General features: G+C 71.9%; 17 protein-coding genes. 9 read left to right on the top strand and 8 right to left on the bottom strand.

The features are described 5' to 3' along the window. The first annotated feature begins 78 nt into the window (after positions 1 to 78). Positions 79 to 1194, top strand: coding sequence for a calcium:cation antiporter (locus tag AC5L3C_RS28990; RefSeq protein ID WP_493651862.1), 1116 nt, complete (start codon positions 79 to 81; stop codon positions 1192 to 1194). Between the two features lie 71 nt (positions 1195 to 1265). Then, positions 1266 to 1739: a type II 3-dehydroquinate dehydratase gene (gene aroQ / locus AC5L3C_RS28995; RefSeq protein WP_493651863.1), complete on the top strand. Its 474-nt coding sequence runs from the start codon at positions 1266 to 1268 to the stop codon at positions 1737 to 1739. A 12-nt stretch (positions 1740 to 1751) separates the two neighbouring features. On the opposite strand, the gene AC5L3C_RS29000 is transcribed toward aroQ, so the two are convergent. From AC5L3C_RS29000 to AC5L3C_RS29015, 4 genes are all read right to left on the bottom strand, one after another. Then, positions 1752 to 2408: an MBL fold metallo-hydrolase gene (locus AC5L3C_RS29000; protein WP_493651864.1), complete on the bottom strand. Its 657-nt coding sequence runs from the start codon at positions 2406 to 2408 to the stop codon at positions 1752 to 1754. Between the two features lie 58 nt (positions 2409 to 2466). After that, on the bottom strand, positions 2467 to 3156 hold the full coding sequence (locus AC5L3C_RS29005) for a maleylpyruvate isomerase family mycothiol-dependent enzyme (protein ID WP_493651866.1): 690 nt from the start codon (positions 3154 to 3156) through the stop codon (positions 2467 to 2469). Positions 3157 to 3282: 126 nt separating this feature from the next. Further along, positions 3283 to 4443, bottom strand: a complete 1161-nt coding sequence (locus AC5L3C_RS29010; RefSeq protein WP_493651868.1) for an acyl-CoA dehydrogenase family protein — start codon at positions 4441 to 4443, stop codon at positions 3283 to 3285. 139 nt (positions 4444 to 4582) lie between these two features. Continuing rightward, the gene (locus AC5L3C_RS29015) at positions 4583 to 5545 is read right to left on the bottom strand and encodes an RNA polymerase sigma factor (protein WP_493651869.1); all 963 of its coding nucleotides are present in this window, start codon (positions 5543 to 5545) and stop codon (positions 4583 to 4585) included. 466 nt (positions 5546 to 6011) lie between these two features. Between AC5L3C_RS29015 and uvrA the strand changes: the two genes are divergently transcribed. Beyond that, positions 6012 to 9020 carry an excinuclease ABC subunit UvrA gene (uvrA, locus tag AC5L3C_RS29020; protein WP_493651871.1) on the top strand — a complete coding sequence of 1003 codons (3009 nt, stop codon included), beginning with the start codon at positions 6012 to 6014 and terminating at the stop codon, positions 9018 to 9020. A 74-nt stretch (positions 9021 to 9094) separates the two neighbouring features. Here the strand turns inward: uvrA and AC5L3C_RS29025 are convergent, their stop codons facing one another. Further along, complete coding sequence (locus AC5L3C_RS29025) at positions 9095 to 10012, bottom strand: carbohydrate kinase family protein (protein ID WP_493651873.1); 918 nt, start codon at positions 10010 to 10012, stop codon at positions 9095 to 9097. Then, a complete protein-coding gene (locus tag AC5L3C_RS29030) occupies positions 10009 to 11106 on the bottom strand; it encodes a LacI family DNA-binding transcriptional regulator (RefSeq protein WP_493651874.1) in 1098 nt (365 codons plus the stop codon). The genes AC5L3C_RS29025 and AC5L3C_RS29030 overlap by 4 nt, the downstream gene beginning before the upstream one ends. A gap of 209 nt (positions 11107 to 11315) precedes the next feature. On the opposite strand from AC5L3C_RS29030, the gene AC5L3C_RS29035 reads away from it, so the two are divergent. Further along, positions 11316 to 11738: a Rieske (2Fe-2S) protein gene (locus tag AC5L3C_RS29035; RefSeq protein ID WP_125507349.1), complete on the top strand. Its 423-nt coding sequence runs from the start codon at positions 11316 to 11318 to the stop codon at positions 11736 to 11738. Positions 11739 to 11789: 51 nt separating this feature from the next. Here the strand turns inward: AC5L3C_RS29035 and AC5L3C_RS29040 are convergent, their stop codons facing one another. Together AC5L3C_RS29040 and AC5L3C_RS29045 are read right to left on the bottom strand one after the other, a co-directional pair. Next, positions 11790 to 12737 (bottom strand): hypothetical protein, encoded by a 948-nt coding sequence (locus tag AC5L3C_RS29040; RefSeq protein WP_493651876.1) that lies wholly within the window; start codon positions 12735 to 12737, stop codon positions 11790 to 11792. Positions 12738 to 13041: 304 nt separating this feature from the next. Then, positions 13042 to 13209, bottom strand: coding sequence for a hypothetical protein (locus AC5L3C_RS29045; protein ID WP_493651878.1), 168 nt, complete (start codon positions 13207 to 13209; stop codon positions 13042 to 13044). A gap of 189 nt (positions 13210 to 13398) precedes the next feature. Here AC5L3C_RS29045 and uvrC point away from each other — a divergent pair, with 189 nt between their 5' ends. The 5 genes from uvrC (at position 13399) to AC5L3C_RS29070 (ending at position 21723) form a co-directional block, all read left to right on the top strand. Beyond that, positions 13399 to 15537, top strand: a complete 2139-nt coding sequence (gene uvrC / locus AC5L3C_RS29050) for an excinuclease ABC subunit UvrC (RefSeq protein ID WP_493651880.1) — start codon at positions 13399 to 13401, stop codon at positions 15535 to 15537. Then, a complete protein-coding gene (gene rapZ, locus AC5L3C_RS29055) occupies positions 15534 to 16538 on the top strand; it encodes an RNase adapter RapZ (protein ID WP_493651882.1) in 1005 nt (334 codons plus the stop codon). Before uvrC ends, rapZ begins: the two co-directional genes overlap by 4 nt. Next, a complete protein-coding gene (locus AC5L3C_RS29060) occupies positions 16535 to 17602 on the top strand; it encodes a gluconeogenesis factor YvcK family protein (RefSeq protein ID WP_125507359.1) in 1068 nt (355 codons plus the stop codon). The genes rapZ and AC5L3C_RS29060 overlap by 4 nt, the downstream gene beginning before the upstream one ends. Next, a complete protein-coding gene (gene whiA / locus AC5L3C_RS29065; RefSeq protein WP_493651884.1) occupies positions 17593 to 18582 on the top strand; it encodes a DNA-binding protein WhiA in 990 nt (329 codons plus the stop codon). The genes AC5L3C_RS29060 and whiA overlap by 10 nt, the downstream gene beginning before the upstream one ends. Before the next feature lie 189 nt (positions 18583 to 18771). Further along, entirely contained in the window at positions 18772 to 21723 is a 2952-nt protein-coding gene (locus AC5L3C_RS29070) for a M14 family metallopeptidase (protein WP_493651885.1), read from the top strand. Positions 21724 to 21737: the final 14 nt, after the last annotated feature.

Consider the following 21737-nt stretch of genomic DNA (forward strand, 5'->3'; position numbering starts at 1 on the left):
GATGACCCCCGCACCCGGCCGCCGGGCGGCGGTCCCCGACGGGGTGCGACGCCCCGCCCCGTCTGGGACGATCGCACCATGATCGTTCGGCTCAGGGCACTCGCGATGCGCTGGACGACCACCGCCCCCGTGCTCGCCGTGGTGCTGCTGGCGCTGACCTGGGGCCGGGACCTGCCCGGCGGGATCGTCGCGGTGGTGACCCTGGTCCTCGCGGCGGCCGTGCTGGCCGCCGTGCACCATGCCGAGGTGGTCGCCCACAGGGTCGGTGAGCCCTTCGGCTCACTGGTCCTGGCGGTCGCCGTCACCGTCATCGAAGTGGCGCTGATCGTCACCCTGATGATCGACGGCGGGGACAAGAGCGCGACGCTGGCCAGGGACACCGTGTTCGCGGCCGTGATGATCACCGTCAACGGCATTCTCGGACTGAGTCTGCTGATGGGCTCACTGCGCCACGGCACGGCGGTGTTCAACTCGGAAGGCACCGGAGCGGCCCTGGCCACCGTGGCTACCCTGGCGACCCTCAGCCTGGTCCTGCCGACGTTCACCACGAGCAAGCCCGGCGCGGAGTTCTCCACCGTGCAGCTCTCGTTCGCGGCGGTCTCCTCGCTGATCCTCTACGCGCTGTTCGTCGCCACCCAGACCGTCAGACACCGCGACTACTTCCTGCCGATAGCCAAACAGGGCGAGTCGCCCGCACCGGAGGCGCCCGCGGCGGAGGTGCACGCACCGGCGCCCTCCACCCGTACCGCCCTGATCAGCCTGGCCCTGCTGGGCATGGCCCTGATCGGCGTGGTCGGCCTGGCCAAGGGCGTCTCACCCACCATCGAGTCGGGCGTGGACGCCGCCGGGCTGCCCCACTCCGCCGTCGGTGTGATCATCGCCCTGCTGGTCCTCCTCCCGGAGACCATCGCCGCGGCCCGCGCCGCACGCCGCGACCAGGTGCAGACGAGTATGAACCTCGCGCTCGGCTCGGCTATGGCCAGCATCGGACTGACCATCCCCGCCGTCGCGCTGGCCTCCCTCTGGCTGCCCGGCCCGCTCGTCCTCGGCCTCGGCAACACCCACATGGTGCTGCTCGCCCTGACCATGGTGGTCGGCGCGCTGACGGTGGTCCCCGGCCGCGCCACGCCCCTCCAGGGCGGAGTGCACCTGGTGCTGCTCGCCGCCTACCTGGAGCTGGCGGTCAACCCGTAGGCACCGTGATAGACCGGGGGCGAACGGCGGTCCCGGGGAGGGCCGCCCCACCCCGACGGACCGGAGGAACCGTGCCCCGCAACCTGGCCAGCGCCCCGATCATGATCCTCAACGGGCCCAATCTCAACCTGCTCGGACAGCGCCAGCCGGAGATCTACGGCTCCGACACACTCGCCGACGTGGAGGCGATGTGCGCCAAGGCGGCGGCCGCGCACAACGGCACGGTGGACCTGCGCCAGTCCAACTACGAGGGTGAGCTGGTGGACTGGATCCACGAGGCCCGGCTGGACCACTGCGGGATCGTCATCAACCCCGGCGCCTACTCGCACACCTCCGTCGCCATCCTGGACGCCCTCAACGCGTGCGACGGACTGCCGGTGATCGAGGTCCACATCTCCAACATCCACCGGCGCGAGTCCTTCCGGCACCACTCCTACGTCTCGCTGCGCGCCGACGGGGTCATCGCGGGGTGCGGGGTGCAGGGATACGTGTTCGCGGTGGAGCGGATCGCCGCGCTCGCCGGACCGGGACAGGCCCGGGCGTAGGCGCGGTACCGGTCACCAGCCCCGCGCGCGCCACTCCGGCAGATGCGGACGCTCCGCGCCCAGCGTGGTGTCGTCGCCGTGGCCGGGGTAGACCCAGGTCTCGTCCGGCAGGACGTCGAAGATCTTGGTCTCGACATCGTGGAGGAGACGGGCGAACGCCTCCGGGTCCTTGTGGGTGTTGCCCACACCGCCGGGGAAGAGACAGTCCCCGGTGAACACATGCGGATGCCCATGGGGATCGTCGTAGACCAGGGCGATCGAGCCGGGGGTGTGCCCGACGAGGTGGCGGGCGGTGAGCTCCACGTTCCCCACGCGGATGGTGTCGCCGTCGTCGACCGGCACGTCGGTCGGCACCGGGATGCCCTCCACGTCGTCCCGGCCCGCGAAGGTGCGGGCGCCGGTGGCCGCCACGACCTCGGCGAGTGCCTGCCAGTGGTCGCCGTGCCGGTGGGTGGTGACGACGGACGCGATGCCGTCGTCACCGATCGTGCTCAGCAGGGTCCCCGCGTCGTTGGCCGCGTCGATCAGCAACTGCTCGTCGGTGGCCCGGCAGCGCAGCAGATAGGCGTTGTTGTCCATGGGGCCGACGGCGACCTTGGTGATCATCAGGTCCTTGAGTTCGTGCACGTCGGCGGGGCCGCCGACCGTCACCCGACCGCTGTACGTCATGCACGTCAGCCTATAGCGCGGACCCGTGGCCCAGGGTGCGAACCCGCGCGGACGGGCGCTACAGCGGGGGCAGCGCCGGCAGGTCCCCGCCCTTCACCGCCAGAGCGGAGCCGTCCCGGCGTCCGGCGAGCCAGCCCAGCAGGCCGGCCGGGGTCCCCTCGACCGCCACCGGACCACCGTCCGTCCCGCCGCCGGTCGTCCAGGTCCGGCCGTCCGCCGTGCCCAGGGTGGTCGCCGGCACGTCCCGGTGACCGGTGAACCGCGCGGCGAGGAAGTCGATCTCCCGCTGCGTGAAGTCCTCCGGCAGATCCTCCAGCTCGTAGCCGATCCCGAGGTCCACGTGGTGCAGCTCCACCTCGATCCACCGCCGGAACGGCACCCGCTCCGCGCGGTCGGTGACGCCGTTGCGCAGCTCCACCGTGCGCGACCAGTCCGCCGGGGCCGCGCCCGCCGCGCGGAAGCGTTCCGCGCTCTCCCGCAGGTCGGCGAGGTGCGCGTCGAGGGAGCGCGGGGCGTCCCGCTCGATGTCGGCGTCCCGTACCTCGCCGGAGACGTACATGGGACGGCCCTCCAGGACGTTCACGAGCGCGTCCGCGTTGCGGGCCAGGTGGGCCAGCACATGGCCGCGGGTCCAGCCGGGCAGGCGTGACGACTGGGTCACAGCCGCGTCGTCCAGTGTCCCGACCGCGCTGAGCAGCCGCTCGGTAGCAGCGTGCACAGACGCCAGGTCATCAGCGTGATCAATCATGGTGCTGACCCTAGCTCCGTCCCCCCTTCGGGTGAAGGTGGTGAACCGGCACGTCCGCTGTGGCGGGCGCCGGCGATGACGTCTCGCCGCACTGCGGCTCGGGAAGACCGCACCGCTCAGCTCAGCTCAGAGGGTGGGGTCTCCACCGGGCATGCCCAGGAGGGTGCGGCCGGCCAGTTCGTAATGGGCCGCCGACAGCATGTTGTGCTGCGCCGCGGCCTGGCCGTCACGGAACGCGCGGCCCAACCGGTTCGACGGATACAGCACGGCCGAGCCGCCCAACTCGTACATCGAGGTGAGCACGGCGCGTGCGGTCTCGCCCGCGTGCGGCAGCGCCCCCCGTACCGCTCCTCGCTCCGCCTCCGTTGCCCTGCGGCCCGCCGCCGCGGCGGCGTCCAGGTCACCGAGCGTGGTGAGCAGCAACCCCAGAGCGGCGTCCACCTGTGCGCCGGCCCGGCCGAGAGCGGCCTGGATCCGGGGCTGCCGGCACAGCGGGATGCCGTCCGGCCCGGTCTTGGTACGCGACAGCTCCGCCATCTCGTCGATCGCCGCACGGGCCACGCCGAGCGCCACGGCCGCGCCTCCCGAGGTGATCTGATTGATCACGGGGACGCGGTAGAGCGGGCGGTCGATGTGGGCCTTCACATCGGGATCGACCGCCATGGCGGCTTCCACCCGCACGTTCTCGGCGACCACGGTGTTGCTGTTCGTTCCCTGCAGGCCGGTCGAGTACCAGGTGTCCCGCACCTCCACCGACGAGCGGGGAATCAGGCAGAATCGCACATCCGGACCGGCCTTCGTCATGCGCGGACGCCCGCCGTCCAGGACAAGTCCCAGCAGCGCCAGCCACTGGGCGGAATCAGCACCGCTGACGAGGTTCCACCTACCGGAGAGCAGGAATCCGTCCTGGTCCTGCACCAGGTGACCCGGCTGGCTGGAGTGCGCGATCATCGGGTCCGGTCCACCGCTCCAGGCCCGTTGCACGACCTCCTCACCGAGGAATGCCGCCGCGAAGCCGGTGTTGAGGTTCCAGACGATCCAGGCCGTCGCACCGTCGATGCGGGCGAGCCGTTCGATCAGGGCCACGGTGGTGACCAGGGGGAGCTCGAAGCCACCGAGCTCGCGGGGGGTGTTCAGGCGAAAGGCCCCGTTGGCACGCAGGGCCTCGAAGAGCCCGTCCGGCAGCCTGCGGAGGTCCACGGCTTCGTCCCGGTACTTCTCGATCGCCGGGCGAAGGAGCTCGGGCAGGTCCTCGGGGGCGTGGGAGGGTTGCGGATAGGAAAGCATGTCGTTCTCCGTACTGGGGGGTATGGCCCGGTCGGCGAGGGCGCCGTTGCGTCGGCGGACACCGCCGCCACCGCACGCGCTCGCCCCCACCAGAGGCGTGGGGCGGAGCGAAAGTTCGGAGATCTCGACGTGTCCTGCGTCACACTGCGTGGGCGGGCTCCGGCGACTGGCCGCGAGCATGGAACAACCGGGCCTGCCGCACCCAGCCGGAGCGCAGATGCAGCACCCATGCCGCGGCGGGGGGACAGTGGAACGGGTCATCGGGCGGGCTCTGCATCGTGACCTCCCAGACCGTGAGATCACCGCCGCCGACCACGTTGGTCAGGTGGTACCCCACCCCGTCGCTCATGTCCCGCTCGAGCGTACGGGCGAGCCCGCTGTACCCCTCGGCGCGCATGCCGCCGGGTCCGGACACCGCGACGGTCGGCAGCCAGGAGGCGGCCAGCGAGGGCTCCGGCTCACCACGCCGTGTGGCCACCAGCAGCTCCTGGGCCTGGCGACGCCGCTCCGCGTGCACGGTCCGGACGTCGTCATGGGCACGGTCCGCGGTCGCCAGCAGAGCCCGCGCCAGCTGGGCGCGGGCCTCGGCCAGCCGGCTGCGTACGGTACCGACCGGCACTCCACAGGCCGTGGCGATGTCCTGGTACGTCGTCACGCCGCTGAAGTAGCGGAGCATGAGCACCAGACGCAGCGGGGACGACAGCTCGGCCATGGCCTGCCAGACCCAGTCCCGCGTGGCAAGCTGCTCCAGTTGTTCCAGGGGCTCCGCTTCCGCCGCACGAAGCAGTGCGGCGCGGCGGTCGTCCAACGGCGCGTGTGCGGGTGTCCGCAACTGCGCGCGGCAGGCATTGCGGACCACCGCACGCAGCCAGGGCCCCACCGCGGCGGGATCGCGAAGGGTGCCGATCCGGCGCAGCGCGATCATGCTCGCCTCCTGCACGGCGTCCTCGGCGTCGGGCCCGTAGCCGACCAGGCTGTAGGCGACGGCGAGAAGCGTCGGGCGGTGGCGGACCAGAAGACAGCCGAGAGCACCCGCGTCTCCCGCCTGCGCGGCGCGCGCCAAGTCCGCGTCGGTGGACTCCCCGGTGTGAGGTATTCCCATGCGGAAATGCTATGAGGTTCGTCTCCCGTTCGGTGGTGACGGAGTGTGCCGCCGGCCGGTGCGGAGGTGCCGGACGGCCGGGGAGGCACACCGCTGACCTGTCGCGGCGGCGCACCCGGCCGAGGCGGTCGCGACGGGTGACCTCGTGGTGGGCGAGCCGTTCTACGCGGCTCCGTCGGCAGTAGTGCCGATACGACCCGGTGTCCCCGGCGGTCTGTCGAAACGGGCCGCCGACGCCGGGGCCGGCGCCACGCAGCCGCCACCGTGTCCTCTGATGGCGGATCGCGACGGCACGTGTAATCGAATATGCGTGCTATATGGTGGGGGTGCGGCGTCGGGCATGCTGGAGAGCCGGGGTTTGTTGACAACCCGTGAATCCGGACCGGCGTTGTCAGTGGCTCCCCCTAGTCTGAGAAACACGGGGGCCCCGCCCCTGTCACTTCTCTCAAGAAAGGTGCGGACCGGCGTGGCCGACCGTCTCATCGTCCGTGGAGCGCGCGAGCACAACCTCAAGAATGTCTCGCTCGACCTCCCGCGCGACTCGCTCATCGTCTTCACGGGCCTGTCGGGGTCGGGCAAGTCCTCGCTGGCCTTCGACACCATCTTCGCGGAGGGGCAGCGGCGCTACGTGGAGTCGCTCTCCTCGTACGCCCGGCAGTTCCTCGGCCAGATGGACAAGCCGGACGTCGACTTCATCGAAGGCCTGTCCCCGGCGGTCTCCATCGACCAGAAGTCGACCTCCCGCAACCCGCGCTCCACGGTCGGCACCATCACCGAGGTCTACGACTACCTGCGCCTGCTCTTCGCGCGCATCGGCAAGCCGCACTGCCCCGAGTGCGGCCGGCCCATCTCCCGCCAGTCGCCGCAGGCCATCGTCGACAAGGTGCTGCAGCTGCCGGACGGCAGCCGCTTCCAGGTGCTCTCCCCCCTGGTGCGCGAGCGCAAGGGAGAGTTCGTCGACCTCTTCTCCGACCTGCAGACCAAGGGCTACTCGCGCGCGCGGGTGGACGGCGAGACGATCCAGCTCTCCCAGCCGCCCACGCTGAAGAAGCAGGAGAAGCACACCATCGAGGTGGTCGTCGACCGCCTCACGGTCAAGGACAGCGCCAAGCGCCGCCTCACCGACTCCGTGGAGACCGCCCTCGGCCTGTCCGGCGGCATGGTCGTGCTCGACTTCGTCGACCTCCCCGCCGACGACCCCGAGCGCGAGCGGATGTACTCCGAGCACCTGTACTGCCCGTACGACGACCTGTCCTTCGAGGAGCTGGAGCCGCGCTCCTTCTCGTTCAACTCGCCCTTCGGTGCCTGCCCCGAGTGCACCGGCATCGGCACGCGCATGGAGGTCGACCCCGAGCTGATCGTGCCCGACCCGGACAAGAGTCTGGACGAGGGCGCCATCCACCCGTGGTCGCACGGCCACACCAAGGACTACTTCGACCGCCTGATCGGCGCCCTCGCCGACGCGCTGGGCTTCCGGACGGACATCCCCTTCGGAGGGCTGCCGCAGCGCGCGAGGAAGGCCCTGCTGCACGGCCACAAGACCCAGGTCGAGGTCCGCTACCGCAACCGCTACGGCCGCGAGCGCCGGTACACCACGGCCTTCGAGGGCGCCGTCCCCTTCGTCAAGCGCCGGCACAGCGAGGCCGAGAGCGACGCCAGCCGGGAGCGCTTCGAGGGCTACATGCGCGAAGTGCCCTGCCCCACCTGTGAGGGCACGCGGCTCAAGCCGGTCGTCCTCGCCGTCACGGTCATGGGCAAGTCCATCGCCGAGGTCTCCGCGATGTCCATCAGCGACTGCGCGGACTTCCTGGGCGAGCTGAAGCTCACCGCCCGCGACAAGAAGATCGCCGAGCGCGTGCTCAAGGAAGTCAACGAACGGCTGCGGTTCCTGGTCGACGTCGGTCTGGACTACCTCTCGCTCAACCGCGCGGCGGGCACCCTCTCCGGCGGCGAGGCCCAGCGCATCCGCCTGGCCACCCAGATCGGCTCCGGACTCGTCGGCGTGCTCTACGTCCTCGACGAGCCGTCCATCGGCCTGCACCAGCGCGACAACCACCGGCTGATCGAGACCCTGGTCCGGCTGCGCGACATGGGCAACACCCTCATCGTCGTCGAGCACGACGAGGACACCATCAAGGTCGCCGACTGGATCGTCGACATCGGTCCCGGCGCCGGTGAGCACGGCGGCAAGGTCGTGCACAGCGGCTCCCTGAAGGAGCTGCTGGCCAACACCGAGTCGCAGACCGGGCAGTACCTGGCCGGGAGGAAGAGCATCCCCCTGCCCGAAATCCGCCGCCCGCACGACCCGTCGCGCCGGCTCACGGTGCACGGTGCCCGCGAGAACAACCTCCAGGACATCGACGTGTCCTTCCCGCTGGGCGTCTTCACCGCGGTCACCGGTGTCTCCGGCTCCGGCAAGTCCACCCTGGTCAACGACATCCTCTACACGCACCTCGCGCGCGAGCTGAACGGCGCGCGGAACGTCCCGGGGCGGCACACGCGCGTGGACGGCGACGATCTCGTCGACAAGGTCGTCCACGTCGACCAGTCGCCCATCGGCCGCACCCCGCGCTCCAACCCGGCGACGTACACCGGTGTCTTCGACCATGTGCGCAAGCTGTTCGCCGAGACGACCGAGGCGAAGGTCCGCGGCTACATGCCGGGCCGCTTCTCCTTCAACGTCAAGGGCGGCCGCTGCGAGAACTGCGCGGGCGACGGCACCATCAAGATCGAGATGAACTTCCTCCCGGACGTGTACGTCCCTTGCGAGGTCTGCCACGGCGCCCGCTACAACCGGGAGACCCTGGAGGTCCACTACAAGGGCAAGTCCATCGCCGACGTGCTGAACATGCCGATCGAGGAGGCCATGCACTTCTTCGAGGCGGTCCCGGCGATCTCCCGCCACCTCAGGACGCTCAACGACGTCGGCCTCGGCTATGTCCGCCTGGGCCAGTCGGCGACCACCCTGTCCGGCGGCGAGGCGCAGCGCGTGAAGCTCGCCAGCGAGCTGCAGAAGCGCTCCACCGGCCGCACGGTCTACGTGCTCGACGAGCCGACCACCGGTCTGCACTTCGAGGACATCAGCAAGCTGCTCAACGTCCTGTCCGGCCTGGTCGACAAGGGCAACACGGTCATCGTCATCGAGCACAACCTCGACGTGATCAAGACCGCCGACTGGGTCGTCGACATGGGCCCCGAGGGCGGCTCCGGCGGCGGACTGGTCGTCGCGGAGGGCACGCCCGAGCAGGTGGCGGGCGTTCCGGCGAGCCACACCGGCAAGTTCCTGAGGGAGATCCTCGGATCGGACCGGATCAGCGACGCCACCCAGGTGCGGGCCCCGCGCAAGGCGGCGGCGAAGAAGACGGCCGCCGCCAAGACCACCACCCGCAAGACGGCCACGAAGGCGGTCGGCACCGCCAGGAAGGCGGCCACCACGACCGCTGCGAAGAAGACGACGCGGGCGCGCAAGGCCTGACCGGCCCGCCCGCACCGGCACCGCGCCGTGCCGCGCGGGGGACCTGACCCCCCGCGCGGCACGGCGCTCGCACGTCAGATGCCCCGCTGCTCCAGCTCGTGCGCGTACGGCGGTTCCGCCCCCGCCCGTGAGCAGGTGATCGCGGCGGCGCGGGCCGCGAGGCCCAGCAGGCCCGTCCAGCCCTCCGCCCCCAGCGCGTCCATACCCTTCCCACTGAGCGCTCCGCGCTCCGCGAGGCCGTGCAGCAGCGCCGCGTTCACCGTGTCACCGGCGCCGATCGTGTCCACGACCCGCACCCGCTCACCCGGCACGGCGTACTCCTCGCCCCCGCGCGTGAACACCGTCAGCCCGTCGCCGCCCCGCGTGACGACGACCGCCGCGGGACCGGCGGCCAGCCACTCCCGCGGTGACCCGCCGAGCCACCGGGCGTCCTCCTCGGACAGCTTCAGCAGCGACACCGACGGCAGCCAGCCGCGGAACCGGGCCCGGTAGGCGTCCGGATCCGGGATCAGCCCCGCCCGGACATTGGGATCCAGCGCCGTGAACACACCCCGCGCCGACGCGGTGCGCATCAGCGCCTCGTAGGCGCTCGCGCCGGGCTCCAGCACCAGCGAGCAGGTCCCGAACGACACCGCGCGGGTGCCGGCCGGCAGCGCCTCGGGCGCCGTGAACAGCCGGTCCGCGGTCCCCTCCACGTAGAAGGAGTACGCGGCCGAGCCGTCCGCGCCGACCGTGGCGACGGCGAGCGTCGTCGGTTCGTCGCCCCGCTGCACCGACGTCACGTCCACGCCGGTCTCCCGCAGCCGGTCCAGCAGGGCGTCGCCGAAGGCGTCACGGGACACCCGGGAGCAGAAAGCGGTGGGGGAGCCGAGGCGGCCCAGCGCCACCGCGGTGTTGAAGGGGCCGCCGCCGAGGGCCGGCGTCAGCGCCGCGAGCGCACCCGCGCCGCGCGGTACCAGGTCGATCAGTGCCTCACCGGCTACGACGATCACGACAGGGGGTCCTTTCTCGGGGGCTCGGGATCAACGGAGCGCGCGGGCCGCTCCGGTTCGTCCGGGCAGCCGCAGGAGGTGCGGTGCACGAACGTGCACGGCAGCCGCTCGGTCCGCGCGGGGCGGTCCGGGTCGGCGAGGCGGTCCAGGAGCACCCGCACGGCACGGGCACCGATCTCCCTGCTGGGCTGGGCGACGGCCGTCAGGCGGGGCGAGAACAGGTCCGCCCAGGCGAAGTCGTCGAAGCAGCACAGGGCGATGTCCTCGGGCACGGACAGCCCGTGGGCGCGCAGGGCCCGCAGCGCGCCGATGGTCATGGTGTTGTTCGCGGTGACCAGCGCCGTGGGACGGGAGCCGAGGGCCAGCAGGGCGGCGGTGGCCCGTTCCGCCCCTTCGGACCGGGAGTCGCCGTGCACCAGGACGCGCTCGTCGTACGGCAGTCCGGCCGCGGCCAGCCCGTGCCGGTACCCGGTGATCCGCTCGGCCGTCGTGCTGAGGCCGGGCAGCCCGGCGACCAGGGCGATGCGGCGGTGGCCGAGACCGGCGAGGTGGGTGACCAGGCGGGCCGTCGGTTCGGTGCTCTCGGCGCACACCTGGTCGAAGCGAGGGCCGTCGGGGGCCGCGGGGCGGCCGGGGTTCGCCGGGCCGTCGACCAGCCGGTCCAGGAACACGGCGGGTACGCGGTGGCGCCCGAGGTAGGCGAGGAGTTCGCGCGGGCGGGCGGAGGGGGCGACGATCAGGCCTTCCACGCGGCGCTCGTGCAGCAGCTGGACGGCCTTGCGCTCGTGCTCGGGGTCGTCGTGCGGGTCGGCGATGAGGAGGCTGTAGCCGTGCTCCAGGGCGGCGGCCTCGACGCCCTGGAGGATCTCGGTGAAGTAGGGGTTGCTGATCGCCGACACCGCGAGACCGATCGAGCGGGTGCGGGAGGTCACCAGGGAGCGGGCGAGGGTGTTGGGGGTGTAGCCGAGTTCCTCGATGGCGTCGAGGACCGCCTGGCGGGTGTGGGGGCGGACGGGGCGGGTGTCGTTGAGCACGTGGGAGACGGTGGCGACGGAGACGCCGGCGTGGCGGGCCACGTCTGTCATGGTCGCCATGGTGCGGGGTCCTTCCGGGGGTGCGGCGGCTTGGTGCCGGGTGGGACCGTATCCCATCCCGGGGGCTCGCGTAAACGTTTGCGTATGCGTTTACGCGCTGGGAGTGGGCCGGGGGTGTTCGCGCAGCCCGGTGCCTTCGGGGTGCCGCCGCGGGCAGTCGTGCCGCCCCAGCGGCACGACTGCCCGCGAGGGCGGATATCGTCCCCCGTATGTCCGTCCGACCTGGTGCAAGTCGTCGTGTTGTCCTGCGAGGGGCTGTTCTCGCCCCCGTCGCCGGAGTGGGGGTCTCCGGGTGCAAGGGGGGTGCCGACGACCGGTCGGCGCCGCTGAGCGGGCCCGTCGAGCTCGGGCCCGAGAGTGAGATCGCCGAGGGCGGGGCGAAGCTGTACCGGGACCACAACGTCGTGGTCAGCCGGACCGGGGACGGAACGCTCAAGGCGTACGACACCGTCTGCACCCACGCGGGGTGCCCGATCAACAAGCTGGACGGGACGAAGCTGATCTGCCCGTGTCATGGCAGCGAGTTCGACGCCACGACCGGAAAGGTGCTGCGGGAGCCGGCCGTGGCCCCGTTGCAGCCGCTGGTGGTCGAGGTCGAGAACGGCACGATGATCGCCAGGCCGCAGACCTGACCGGGGCAGACCTGACCGGGGCGGACCCGACCGCAGCGGGCCCGGCCGGGGTCACTCCCAGTCCCAGGAGATCCCCACATGGCCCGACCGCACCCGCGGCTCCACCAGGTGCACCGAGCGGTGCCGTGCGCTGAGCGGCAGTTCCTGGCGTCCTCCGCGCGGTGCCGCCGCCGAGTGCTGGGTGAAACGGTGGCAGCGCACCGGGAGCACCCCGGGTTCGAAGCGCACCTGGAGGGCGTACTGGCCGCCGGGGGAATCCGCCGCCCGCACGTACTCGCGCGAGACGCCCGCCGTGCCGTCCTCGACGGCGTAGCGGAAGAGGAAGGTGTCACCGGTCCGCAGCCGCGTGTCGAAGAGGAGCTCGACCGCGAGCACGCCGGTGTCGTGGTGCCGGAGTACGCGTCCGGCGCGGCAGTTCTCCAGGGCGTGCACGCGCATCCGCTCCGGCGCGGAGCCAGGGTCGCCGTAGTGGACGGCCACGTGGCGGTCGACGCCGTCCCGGTGCGCGCGCACGATGTGGTGCGACTCGCGTTCCGCCAGTTCCCGACGGGCACCGATGCGCACCCGCTCGTGGTGGCCCAGGGTGTGCAGACCGCCGTCGCGCGGTGCGCCGAGCTCGTCCAGCAGCTGTTCCAGCACGCCCGACGCCTCCACCAGGGACCGGTGGGAGCGGCCGGGGGAATGCCGGTCCGCCGTCCGGTCGTCCGCCTCGGCGAGGAGCCGGATCAGTGACTCCTGCGGCAGTTGCAGGATCTCCTCCAGCGCCCGTACGGCGCGCAGGGACTCCGGACGCTGCGGGCGGCGGGCGCCCTGCTGCCAGTAGCTGAGACTGGTGACGCCGACCCTCACGCCGTGGCGCGACAGATGGTGCTGCACCCGCTGCAGCGGCAGGCCCCGCGCCGCTATCGCGGCGCGCAGGGCGACGTGGAACGGTCCGCCGCTCAGGGCCGAGTCCAGTTCCGCGGTGGCGATGTCCGCGTGCTGTGTGGCGTGCGGCATGCAGGGGCCTTTCTGTGAATGTCCACAACGGCTGGTCAGGCCGTTCGCGCGGGGCACCCCGGAGCCCGCCCCCCGCCGGCGGCGGCGCCTTCACATCCGTACGCCGTCGTTCAGGACCCCGAGTTCCCCCGCATTGAAGCGTGTTGACAAAGTCCCGACAACACCTCAGGCCCAACACCGGCAGACACCTGCCGGGGGCCGTACCGGCCCGGGGGCCGGCACGGCCCCCGGGGCACGTACCGCGATGCGTTGTTCGTCCTGCTCTGCGCCGCTGCTTTCGTCCTGACCGTCCGGCCCCGCGCCGCTACTGCGCGCCGGTGCCGTCCGCTTCCCGCAGGCGGAGCCGCAGGAGTTTGGCGCGCACGATGTCCGGATCGCGCGGGTCGAGGGACTCGACGGTCGCGGACATCTCGTCGGCGTACCGGCGGTACCGGGCCGGCCGCCGTGGTTTCTCGATCCGCGTCCGTCGCATTCGATCAGCCCTCCGCCTCGTGGCCGCCCTCATGTCCGCCATGTCCGCCTTCGTGACCGCCTCGGATCGCCCGAAGGGCGGAACCCCCACTTTCCCGCTTCCCGCCCGCCGTAACCCATCCGGACCGTGCCGGGCTCCGCTGTCCACAGGCCCGCCGCGGTGTCGGTCACCGCCAGTAGGGTGTGAGACATGGCCGACCCCTCCAGCTACCGCCCCAAACCGGGTGAGATCCCCGACTCGCCGGGGGTCTACCGGTTCCGTGACGAGCACCGCCGGGTGATCTACGTCGGAAAGGCGAAGAGCCTGCGCCAGCGCCTGGCGAACTACTTCCAGGACCTGGCCGGGCTGCACCCGCGCACCCGCTCGATGGTCACCACGGCCGCGTCCGTGGAGTGGACGGTGGTGTCCACGGAGGTGGAGGCGCTCCAGCTGGAGTACTCCTGGATCAAGGAGTACGACCCCCGCTTCAACGTGAAGTACCGCGACGACAAGAGCTACCCCTATCTCGCGGTGACGATGAACGAGGACTTCCCGCGCGTGCAGGTGATGCGCGGTCACAAGAAGAAGGGTGTGCGCTACTTCGGCCCGTACGCGCACGCGTGGGCGATCCGCGACACCGTGGATCTGATGCTGCGCGTGTTCCCGGTGCGCACCTGCTCGGCCGGCGTCTTCAAGAACGCCTCCCGTACCGGGCGCCCCTGTCTGCTCGGTTACATCGGCAAGTGCTCGGCGCCCTGCGTGGAGCGCGTCTCCGCCGAGGACCACCGGGAACTGGCCGAGGAGTTCTGCGACTTCATGGCCGGCCGCACCGGCACCTATCTGCGCCGGCTGGAGCGGCAGATGGCCGAGGCCGCCGAGGCGATGGAGTACGAGCGGGCCGCGCGACTGCGCGACGACATAGGGGCCCTGAAGAAGGCCATGGAGAAGAACGCGGTCGTGCTCGCGGACGCGACCGACGCCGACCTGATCGCGGTCGCCGAGGACGAGCTGGAGGCGGCCGTCCAGATCTTCCACGTCCGTGGCGGACGCGTGCGCGGCCAGCGCGGCTGGGTCACCGACAAGGTCGAGGAGATCACCACCGGCGCCCTGGTCGAGCACGCCCTGCAGCAGCTCTACGGCGAGGAGACCGGCGACGCGGTCCCCCGGGAGGTCCTGGTCCCCGCCCTGCCGGACCCCCTGGACCCGGTCCAGCAGTGGCTGACCGAGCGGCGCGGTTCGGGCGTCTCCCTGCGCGTCCCGCAGCGCGGCGACAAGAAGGCCCTGATGGAGACAGTGGAGCGCAACGCCCAGCAGGCGCTCGTGCTGCACAAGACCAAGCGCGCCTCCGACCTCACCACCCGCTCGCGCGCGCTGGAGGAGATCACCGACGCCCTGGGCCTGGACAGCGCCCCGCTGCGGATCGAGTGCTACGACATCTCGCACCTCCAGGGCGACGACGTGGTGGCCTCCATGGTCGTCTTCGAGGACGGACTGGCCCGCAAGAGCGAGTACCGGCGCTTCCAGATCAAGGGCCGTGCCGGAGACACGCAGCTCTGGCACGGCACCGGGCAGGACGACGTCCGCTCCATGCACGAGGTGATCACCCGCCGGTTCCGGCGCTACCTCGCGGAGAAGGAGCGCACGGGGGAGTGGACCGACGGCGCGCCCTCCGGTGCCGACGGCTCCGGTGGCAACGGTTCCGGTCCCGTGGAGGGAGGCCTCGCCGAGCCGCCCGTGAGCACCCTCACCGAGGACGACGGCCGGCCCCGGCGGTTCGCCTACCCGCCGCAGCTGGTGGTGGTCGACGGCGGTGCCCCGCAGGTCGCGGCGGCCCAGCGGGCCCTGGACGAACTCGGTATCGACGACGTCGCCGTGTGCGGTCTCGCCAAGCGGCTGGAGGAGGTCTGGCTGCCGGGCGACGACGACCCGGTGGTGCTCCCGCGCACCAGCGAGGGCCTGTATCTGCTCCAGCGGGTCCGGGACGAGGCGCACCGCTTCGCGATCACCTATCAGCGCACCAAACGGGCCAAGCGCTTCCGCTCCAGCCCCCTGGACGACGTGCCCGGCCTCGGCGACACCCGTAAGCAGGCACTGCTCAAGCACTTCGGGTCGTTGAAGAAGCTGCGATCAGCGACAATCGACCAGATCTGTGAGGTTCCGGGCATAGGTCGCAAGACGGCCGAGACGATCGCCGCGGCTCTCGCGCGGGCGGAGCCCGCCGCCCCCGCCGTCAACACGGCGACGGGCGAGATCATGGATGACACGGAGGAACCCGGGCAGGCGACGGGTTCTCCCGGGGAACCCGTGTCCACGGGCGCCCCGGACGAACGACGGGGGCAGGAGCGATGACGGAGCACGAGACAGGACGCGCGACGGAGCAGGACGGAGCGCGGCAGCACACCGGCGGGACGGCGGCCCCCGGGCCCGCCCGCGAGGACAACGGAGCACAGGTGAAGACGGGCAAGGAACAGGCCGGGGTACCCGAGGCGGGCATCCCCGAGCTGGTGATCATCTCCGGCATGTCCGGGGCCGGCCGCTCGACGGCCGCGAAGTGTCTGGAGGACCTGGGCTGGTTCGTCGTCGACAACCTGCCCCCCGCCCTGATCACCACCATGGTGGAGCTCGGCGCGCGTTCCCAGGGCAACGTCGCGCGCATCGCGGTCGTCGTCGACGTGCGAGGCCGGCGCTTCTTCGACAACCTGCGCGAGTCCCTCGCCGACCTCGACTCGCGTGGCGTCACCCGGCGGACGGTCTTCCTGGAGTCCTCCGACGAGGCCCTGGTGCGCCGCTTCGAGTCCGTGCGCCGCCCGCACCCGCTGCAGGGCGACGGCCGGATCGTCGACGGCATCGCCGCCGAGCGGGAGCTGCTGCGCGAGCTGCGCGGCGACGCCGACCTGGTGATCGACACCTCCAGCCTCAACGTGCACGAGCTGCGCGCCAAGATGGACGCCCAGTTCGCCGGCGAGGAGGAGCCCGAACTGCGGGCCACCGTCATGTCCTTCGGCTTCAAGTACGGCCTCCCGGTCGACGCCGACCTCGTCGTGGACATGCGGTTCCTGCCCAACCCGCACTGGGTTCCGGAGCTGCGCCCGTACACCGGCCTCAACGAGGAGGTGGCGTCGTACGTCTTCAACCAGCCGGGCGCCAAGGAGTTCCTCGACCGCTACGCCGAGATGCTGCGGCTGGTCGCCGCCGGCTACCGCCGTGAGGGCAAGCGCTATGTGACCATCGCGGTCGGCTGCACGGGCGGCAAGCACCGCTCGGTCGCCATGTCGGAGAAGCTCGCCGCCCGGCTCGCCGCCGAGGGCGTGGAGACGGTGGTCGTCCACCGGGACATGGGACGGGAATGACGCGACGTACTCCGCGGCTGAGCCGGCTGCGCAGAGCGGTCCCCGAGGGCCGCGCCGGCCGCCCGGCCGAGACCCGTGGCGCGAGACCGCGCCGCCGGGGCGCCCAGCCCAAGGTCGTCGCCCTCGGCGGCGGCATGGGCCTGTCCGCCTCGCTCGCCGCCCTGCGCCGGATCACCGGTGACCTCACCGCGGTGGTCACCGTCGCCGACGACGGCGGCTCCAGCGGACGCCTGCGTGACGAGCTGGGCGTGCTGCCGCCCGGCGACCTGCGCAAAGCGCTGGCCGCGCTGTGCGGCGACGACGACTGGGGCCAGACCTGGGCCCGGGTCATCCAGCACCGCTTCCAGTCCCAGGGCGAACTGCACGAGCACGCGGTCGGCAATCTGCTGATCGTCGCCCTGTGGGAGCAGCTCGGCGACCACGTCCAGGCGCTGGACCTGGTGGGACGGCTGCTGGGCGCGCACGGACGGGTGCTGCCCATGTCCGCCGTGCCGCTCGAGCTCCAGGCCCGGGTGCTGGGCCACGACCCGGAGCGGCCCGAGGACGTCGTCACCGTGCGCGGACAGGCCACCGTCGCGCTCACCCCCGGCGAGGTGCAGTCCGTGCATCTCGTGCCGAACGACCCGCCCGCCGTACCCGAGGCGGTCGCCGCGGTCCTCGACGCCGACTGGGTGGTGCTCGGGCCCGGCTCCTGGTTCTCCTCGGTCATACCGCACCTGCTCGTGCCCGAACTGCTGGACGCCCTCATCGAGACCAAGGCGCGCCGGGTACTGTCGCTGAACCTCGCTCCGCAGCCGGGAGAAACCGAGGGCTTCTCCCCGCAGCGTCATTTGGAGGTTTTGGGACGACACGCCCCTAAACTCGCCCTGGACGTGGTGCTGGCCGACGAGGCCGCCGTGCCCGACCGCGACTCGCTGACCGAGGCCGCCGAGCGGTTCGGCGCGGCGGTCGAGCTGGCCCCGGTGGCCCGGCCCGACGGAAGCCCCCGGCACGACCCGGAGCTGTTGGCAGCCGCGTACGACCGTATTTTTCGGATGCATGGAAGGATCGGCCCATGGCGATGACGGCAGCGGTGAAGGACGAGATCAGCCGGCTCCCCGTCACCCGGACCTGCTGCAGGAAGGCGGAGGTCTCCGCCATTCTGCGGTTCGCCGGCGGCCTTCACCTGGTCAGCGGGCGCATCGTGATCGAGGCGGAGCTGGACACCGCGATGGCGGCGCGCCGCCTCAAGCGGGACATCCTGGAGATCTTCGGCCACAGCTCCGAACTGATCGTGATGGCGCCCGGCGGCCTGCGCCGCGGCTCGCGCTACGTCGTACGGGTGGTCGCCGGCGGCGATCAGCTGGCCCGGCAGACCGGCCTGGTCGACGGCCGGGGCCGCCCGATCCGCGGTCTGCCCCCGCAGGTGGTCTCGGGCGCCACCTGTGACGCCGAGGCGGCCTGGCGCGGCGCCTTCCTGGCCCACGGCTCGCTCACCGAGCCCGGCCGCTCCTCCTCCCTGGAGGTGACCTGCCCCGGCCCCGAGGCCGCGCTCGCCCTGGTCGGCGCGGCTCGCAGACTGCACATCGGGGCCAAGGCGCGCGAGGTGCGGGGCGTGGACCGCGTGGTGGTCCGCGACGGCGACGCGATCGGCGCGCTGCTCACCCGGCTGGGCGCGCACGAGTCGGTGCTGGCCTGGGAGGAGCGCCGGATGCGCCGCGAGGTGCGGGCCACGGCGAACCGGCTGGCCAACTTCGACGACGCCAACCTGCGCCGTTCCGCCCGCGCGGCGGTGGCGGCCGGCGCCCGGGTCCAGCGCGCGCTGGAGATCCTCGGCGACGACGTGCCCGAGCACCTCGCCGCGGCCGGCCGGCTGCGCATGGAGCACAAGCAGGCCTCCCTGGAGGAGCTGGGCGCGCTCGCCGAGCCGCCGCTCACCAAGGACGCCGTGGCCGGCCGGATCCGGCGGCTGCTGGCGATGGCCGACAAGCGCGCCTCCGACCTGGGCATCCCGGGCACGGAGGCCAACCTCAGCGAGGAGCTGGCCGACAACCTCGTCGGCTGACAGGCCGTCAGCCGACAGCCTCGTCCCCGGCGGACACGGCTGACAGGACGTCAGGACACCGGCGCCGTCATCCACTTGGGTGATCCGGCGCCGGTTTTCCGTGTCGTGGCGGCGCCCTTGACTCGATCATGTTGTGTCATGAGCCTGGCATCTGTTCGCTGCTGTGGCGGACCACTCTCTGGGGGGCTCATGAGACACAGAGCGAGATCGATCCTCGCTGTCGGCACGCTCCTGATCGGCGGAGCGAGCCTCGCACCCATCGCCCAGGCACAGCCCGGAAACCCCGCGGCCTCCGACCCCGAGGAAGTCAAGGTCTTCCGCGCCGACGTCACCAAGGAGCAGGTGCCCCTGCTCCTGACGGCGGGGCAGGACGGTCACGAACTCGGCGAACGGGTGCCCGACCGCGGCACCGCCACCGTCGAGGTCTATCTGACCGACGGACAGGCCGAGAAACTGGAGAAACAGGGCGTCGACCTCACCGAGCACACTCTCTCCGCCCGCGCGGCCGACCGCGTCGAGGACGCCGCCGACGGCGTGTTCCGCCCGTACAGCGGAAAGGGCGGCCTGAGGGAGGAGATCCTGCGCACCGCGCGGGAGCACCCGCACCTCACCAAGGTCGTCTCCATCGGAAAGACGGTCAAGGGCCAGGACATCCTCGCCCTGAAGCTCACGCGGAAGGCCAGGCACACGCGGGACGGGTCGAAACCGGCCGTCCTCTACATGTCCAACCAGCACGCACGGGAGTGGATCACCCCGGAGATGACCCGGCGGCTGATGCACCACTACCTGGACACGTACAGGACGGACAAGCGGATCAAGAAGATCGTCGACACCACGGAACTGTGGTTCGTCCTCTCCGCCAACCCCGACGGCTACGACTACACCTTCGCCGACGACGACAGCCGTCTGTGGCGCAAGAACCTGCGGGACGTCAACGGCGACGGCGCCATCACCACCGGCGACGGCGTCGACCTCAACCGCAACTTCCCCTACAAATGGGGCTACGACGACGAGGGCTCGTCCCCCAACCCCATCAGCCAGACCTACCGCGGCGCGAGCCCCGGCTCCGAACCGGAGACCCGGGCCATCGACGCCTTCCAGAAACGCATCGGCTTCACCTACGGCATCAACTACCACTCGGCCGCCGAACTCCTCCTCTACGGAGTCGGCTGGCAGGTGGCCACGCCGACCCCCGACGACGTCCTCTACCGGGCCCTCGCCGGCACCCCCGGCAACTCGGCGATCCCCGGCTACCACCCGCAGCTCTCCTCCGAGCTCTACACCACCAACGGCGAGGCGGACGGCCACGCGGCCAACGTCAACGGCATGGCGATGTTCACCCCCGAGATGTCGACCTGCCAGACCGCGTCCGACGCCGACCCGGACGACGAGTGGAACGCCCGCGACTGCCGGTCGGGCTTCAACTTCCCCGACGACGAGAAGCTGATCCAGCAGGAGTTCGCCAAGAACATCCCGTTCGCGCTCTCCGTCGCCGAGTCCGCGGCCCACCCCGACCGGCCGTCCTCCTCGGTCGGCCTGGAGGCCGCCGACTTCACCCCGGACGGGTTCACCACGTCCTACGCGCGCGGCGGCCAGGAGGTCTCCGTCGTCGCCCGCAAGGCCGTGCGCGACAAGGAGCTCAAGTACCGCGTCAACGGCGGCCGCACGCACGGCGTGGACCTCAGGCGCTGGCGGGGCGGCGAGCGGTACGGCGGCGAGGACAACCTCCACTTCGACGAGTACCGGGCCACGGTGAGACACGGCAGGCCGGGCGACAAGGTCGAGGTGTGGTTCACCGGAGAGGCCCGCAGGGGCCGGAACGTCTCCAGCGAGCACTTCACCTACACCGTGGCCGAGCGGCCCCGCGCGGACGTCCTCGTCGTCTCCGAGGAGGGCGCGAAGGCCACGCAGACCCGGACGTACGTCGACGCGCTCAAGGCCAACGGCCGCCGCGCGGCGGTCTGGGACGTGGCCGAACAGGGCGCCCCGGACGCGCTCGGCGTGCTGAGCCACTTCCGCACCGTCGTGCACCACACCGGCGCCGCGACGCCGGGCATCGCCACCCAGCTCCAGCTGCGGGCCTTCCTCAACGAGGGCGGCCGGCTGATCGAGGCGGGCGAGCGGGCGGGCGGCAGCGTCGACCTCGGCGGAGGCACACCGTCCGACGACTTCAGCCAGTACTACCTGGGCGCCTACAGCCGCACCTCCGCCTCCGGAGCCACCGCGTTCGCCGGATCCGGCCGGCTGGACGGCTTCAGCGGCCCGCTCGGCGACGCGCCCGGCAACCCGCTGGACGGGGCCGGCACCTACGGCATCACCTCCGACGAACTGCCCGCGGCCGAGTACCCGCAGTTCGCGAGCGCCGGCGCCGGGCAGTTCCCCGGGACGTCCAACCCGTACGGGCCGTACGCCGGCTCCTCCATGGCGGCCGCCGTGCACACCGACGACGGCTACAAGCGCCTCACCCGCACCGTGGACCTCACCGGTGTCACCGCCGCCGAGCGGCCCACCCTGCGCGCCCAGCTGCTGTGGGACACCGAGCCGGGCTACGACAACGTCCTCGTCGAGGCGCACACCGCCGGCGCCGACGACTGGACGACCCTGCCCGAGGCCGGCGGGGCGACCCGCACCACCGTGCCGACCGAGTGCGCGGCCGGGTTCTACATGGCCGGGCACCCCTGGCTGGAGCACTACCTCACGCTCACCGACGACGGCTGCACCGCGACCGGGACCACCGGCGCCTGGAACAGCCTCACCGGGTCCTCCGGCGGCTGGCAGCAGGTCGAATTCGATCTGAGCGCCTACGCCGGGAAGACGGCCGAGGTCTCCCTCGCCTATGTCACCGACCCGGGCAGCGGCGGCCACGGCGTCCTCGCCGACGAGGCCTCCCTCGTCATCGGCGGCACGGCCGCCGAAACCGAGGGCTTCGAGACGTCCCTCGGCGCCTGGCGGGTGTCCGGACCCCCGGCGGGCAGCCCGGCCGTTCTGAAGGACTGGACCCGCTCCGGAGAGCTGTTCCGGACCCACGCCGCGGTCACCACGGACGACACCGTGCTGCTGGGCTTCGGGCTGGAGCACCTGACCTCCGCGGCCGACCGGGCCGCCCTGATGAGGAAGGCGCTGGCCGCCCTCAGGAGGTGACACCGAACGTCAAC

The sequence above is a fragment of the Streptomyces speibonae genome (genome assembly GCF_984686075.1).

Excerpts from the sequence above, each read along its gene's own strand:
- AC5L3C_RS29070 (WP_493651885.1), top strand. The coding sequence starts at position 18,772 with ATGAGACACAGAGCGAGATCGATCCTCGCTGTCGGCACGCTCCTGATC.
- AC5L3C_RS29015 (WP_493651869.1), bottom strand. The coding sequence starts at position 5,545 with ATGGGAATACCTCACACCGGGGAGTCCACCGACGCGGACTTGGCGCGC.
- AC5L3C_RS29005 (WP_493651866.1), bottom strand. The coding sequence starts at position 3,156 with ATGATTGATCACGCTGATGACCTGGCGTCTGTGCACGCTGCTACCGAG.
- uvrC (WP_493651880.1), top strand. The coding sequence starts at position 13,399 with ATGGCCGACCCCTCCAGCTACCGCCCCAAACCGGGTGAGATCCCCGAC.
- AC5L3C_RS29060 (WP_125507359.1), top strand. The coding sequence starts at position 16,535 with ATGACGCGACGTACTCCGCGGCTGAGCCGGCTGCGCAGAGCGGTCCCC.
- AC5L3C_RS29000 (WP_493651864.1), bottom strand. The coding sequence starts at position 2,408 with ATGACGTACAGCGGTCGGGTGACGGTCGGCGGCCCCGCCGACGTGCAC.
- AC5L3C_RS29010 (WP_493651868.1), bottom strand. The coding sequence starts at position 4,443 with ATGCTTTCCTATCCGCAACCCTCCCACGCCCCCGAGGACCTGCCCGAG.
- AC5L3C_RS29040 (WP_493651876.1), bottom strand. The coding sequence starts at position 12,737 with ATGCCGCACGCCACACAGCACGCGGACATCGCCACCGCGGAACTGGAC.
- AC5L3C_RS29035 (WP_125507349.1), top strand. The coding sequence starts at position 11,316 with ATGTCCGTCCGACCTGGTGCAAGTCGTCGTGTTGTCCTGCGAGGGGCT.
- AC5L3C_RS28990 (WP_493651862.1), top strand. The coding sequence starts at position 79 with ATGATCGTTCGGCTCAGGGCACTCGCGATGCGCTGGACGACCACCGCC.
- AC5L3C_RS29030 (WP_493651874.1), bottom strand. The coding sequence starts at position 11,106 with ATGGCGACCATGACAGACGTGGCCCGCCACGCCGGCGTCTCCGTCGCC.
- whiA (WP_493651884.1), top strand. The coding sequence starts at position 17,593 with ATGGCGATGACGGCAGCGGTGAAGGACGAGATCAGCCGGCTCCCCGTC.
- AC5L3C_RS29045 (WP_493651878.1), bottom strand. The coding sequence starts at position 13,209 with ATGCGACGGACGCGGATCGAGAAACCACGGCGGCCGGCCCGGTACCGC.
- rapZ (WP_493651882.1), top strand. The coding sequence starts at position 15,534 with ATGACGGAGCACGAGACAGGACGCGCGACGGAGCAGGACGGAGCGCGG.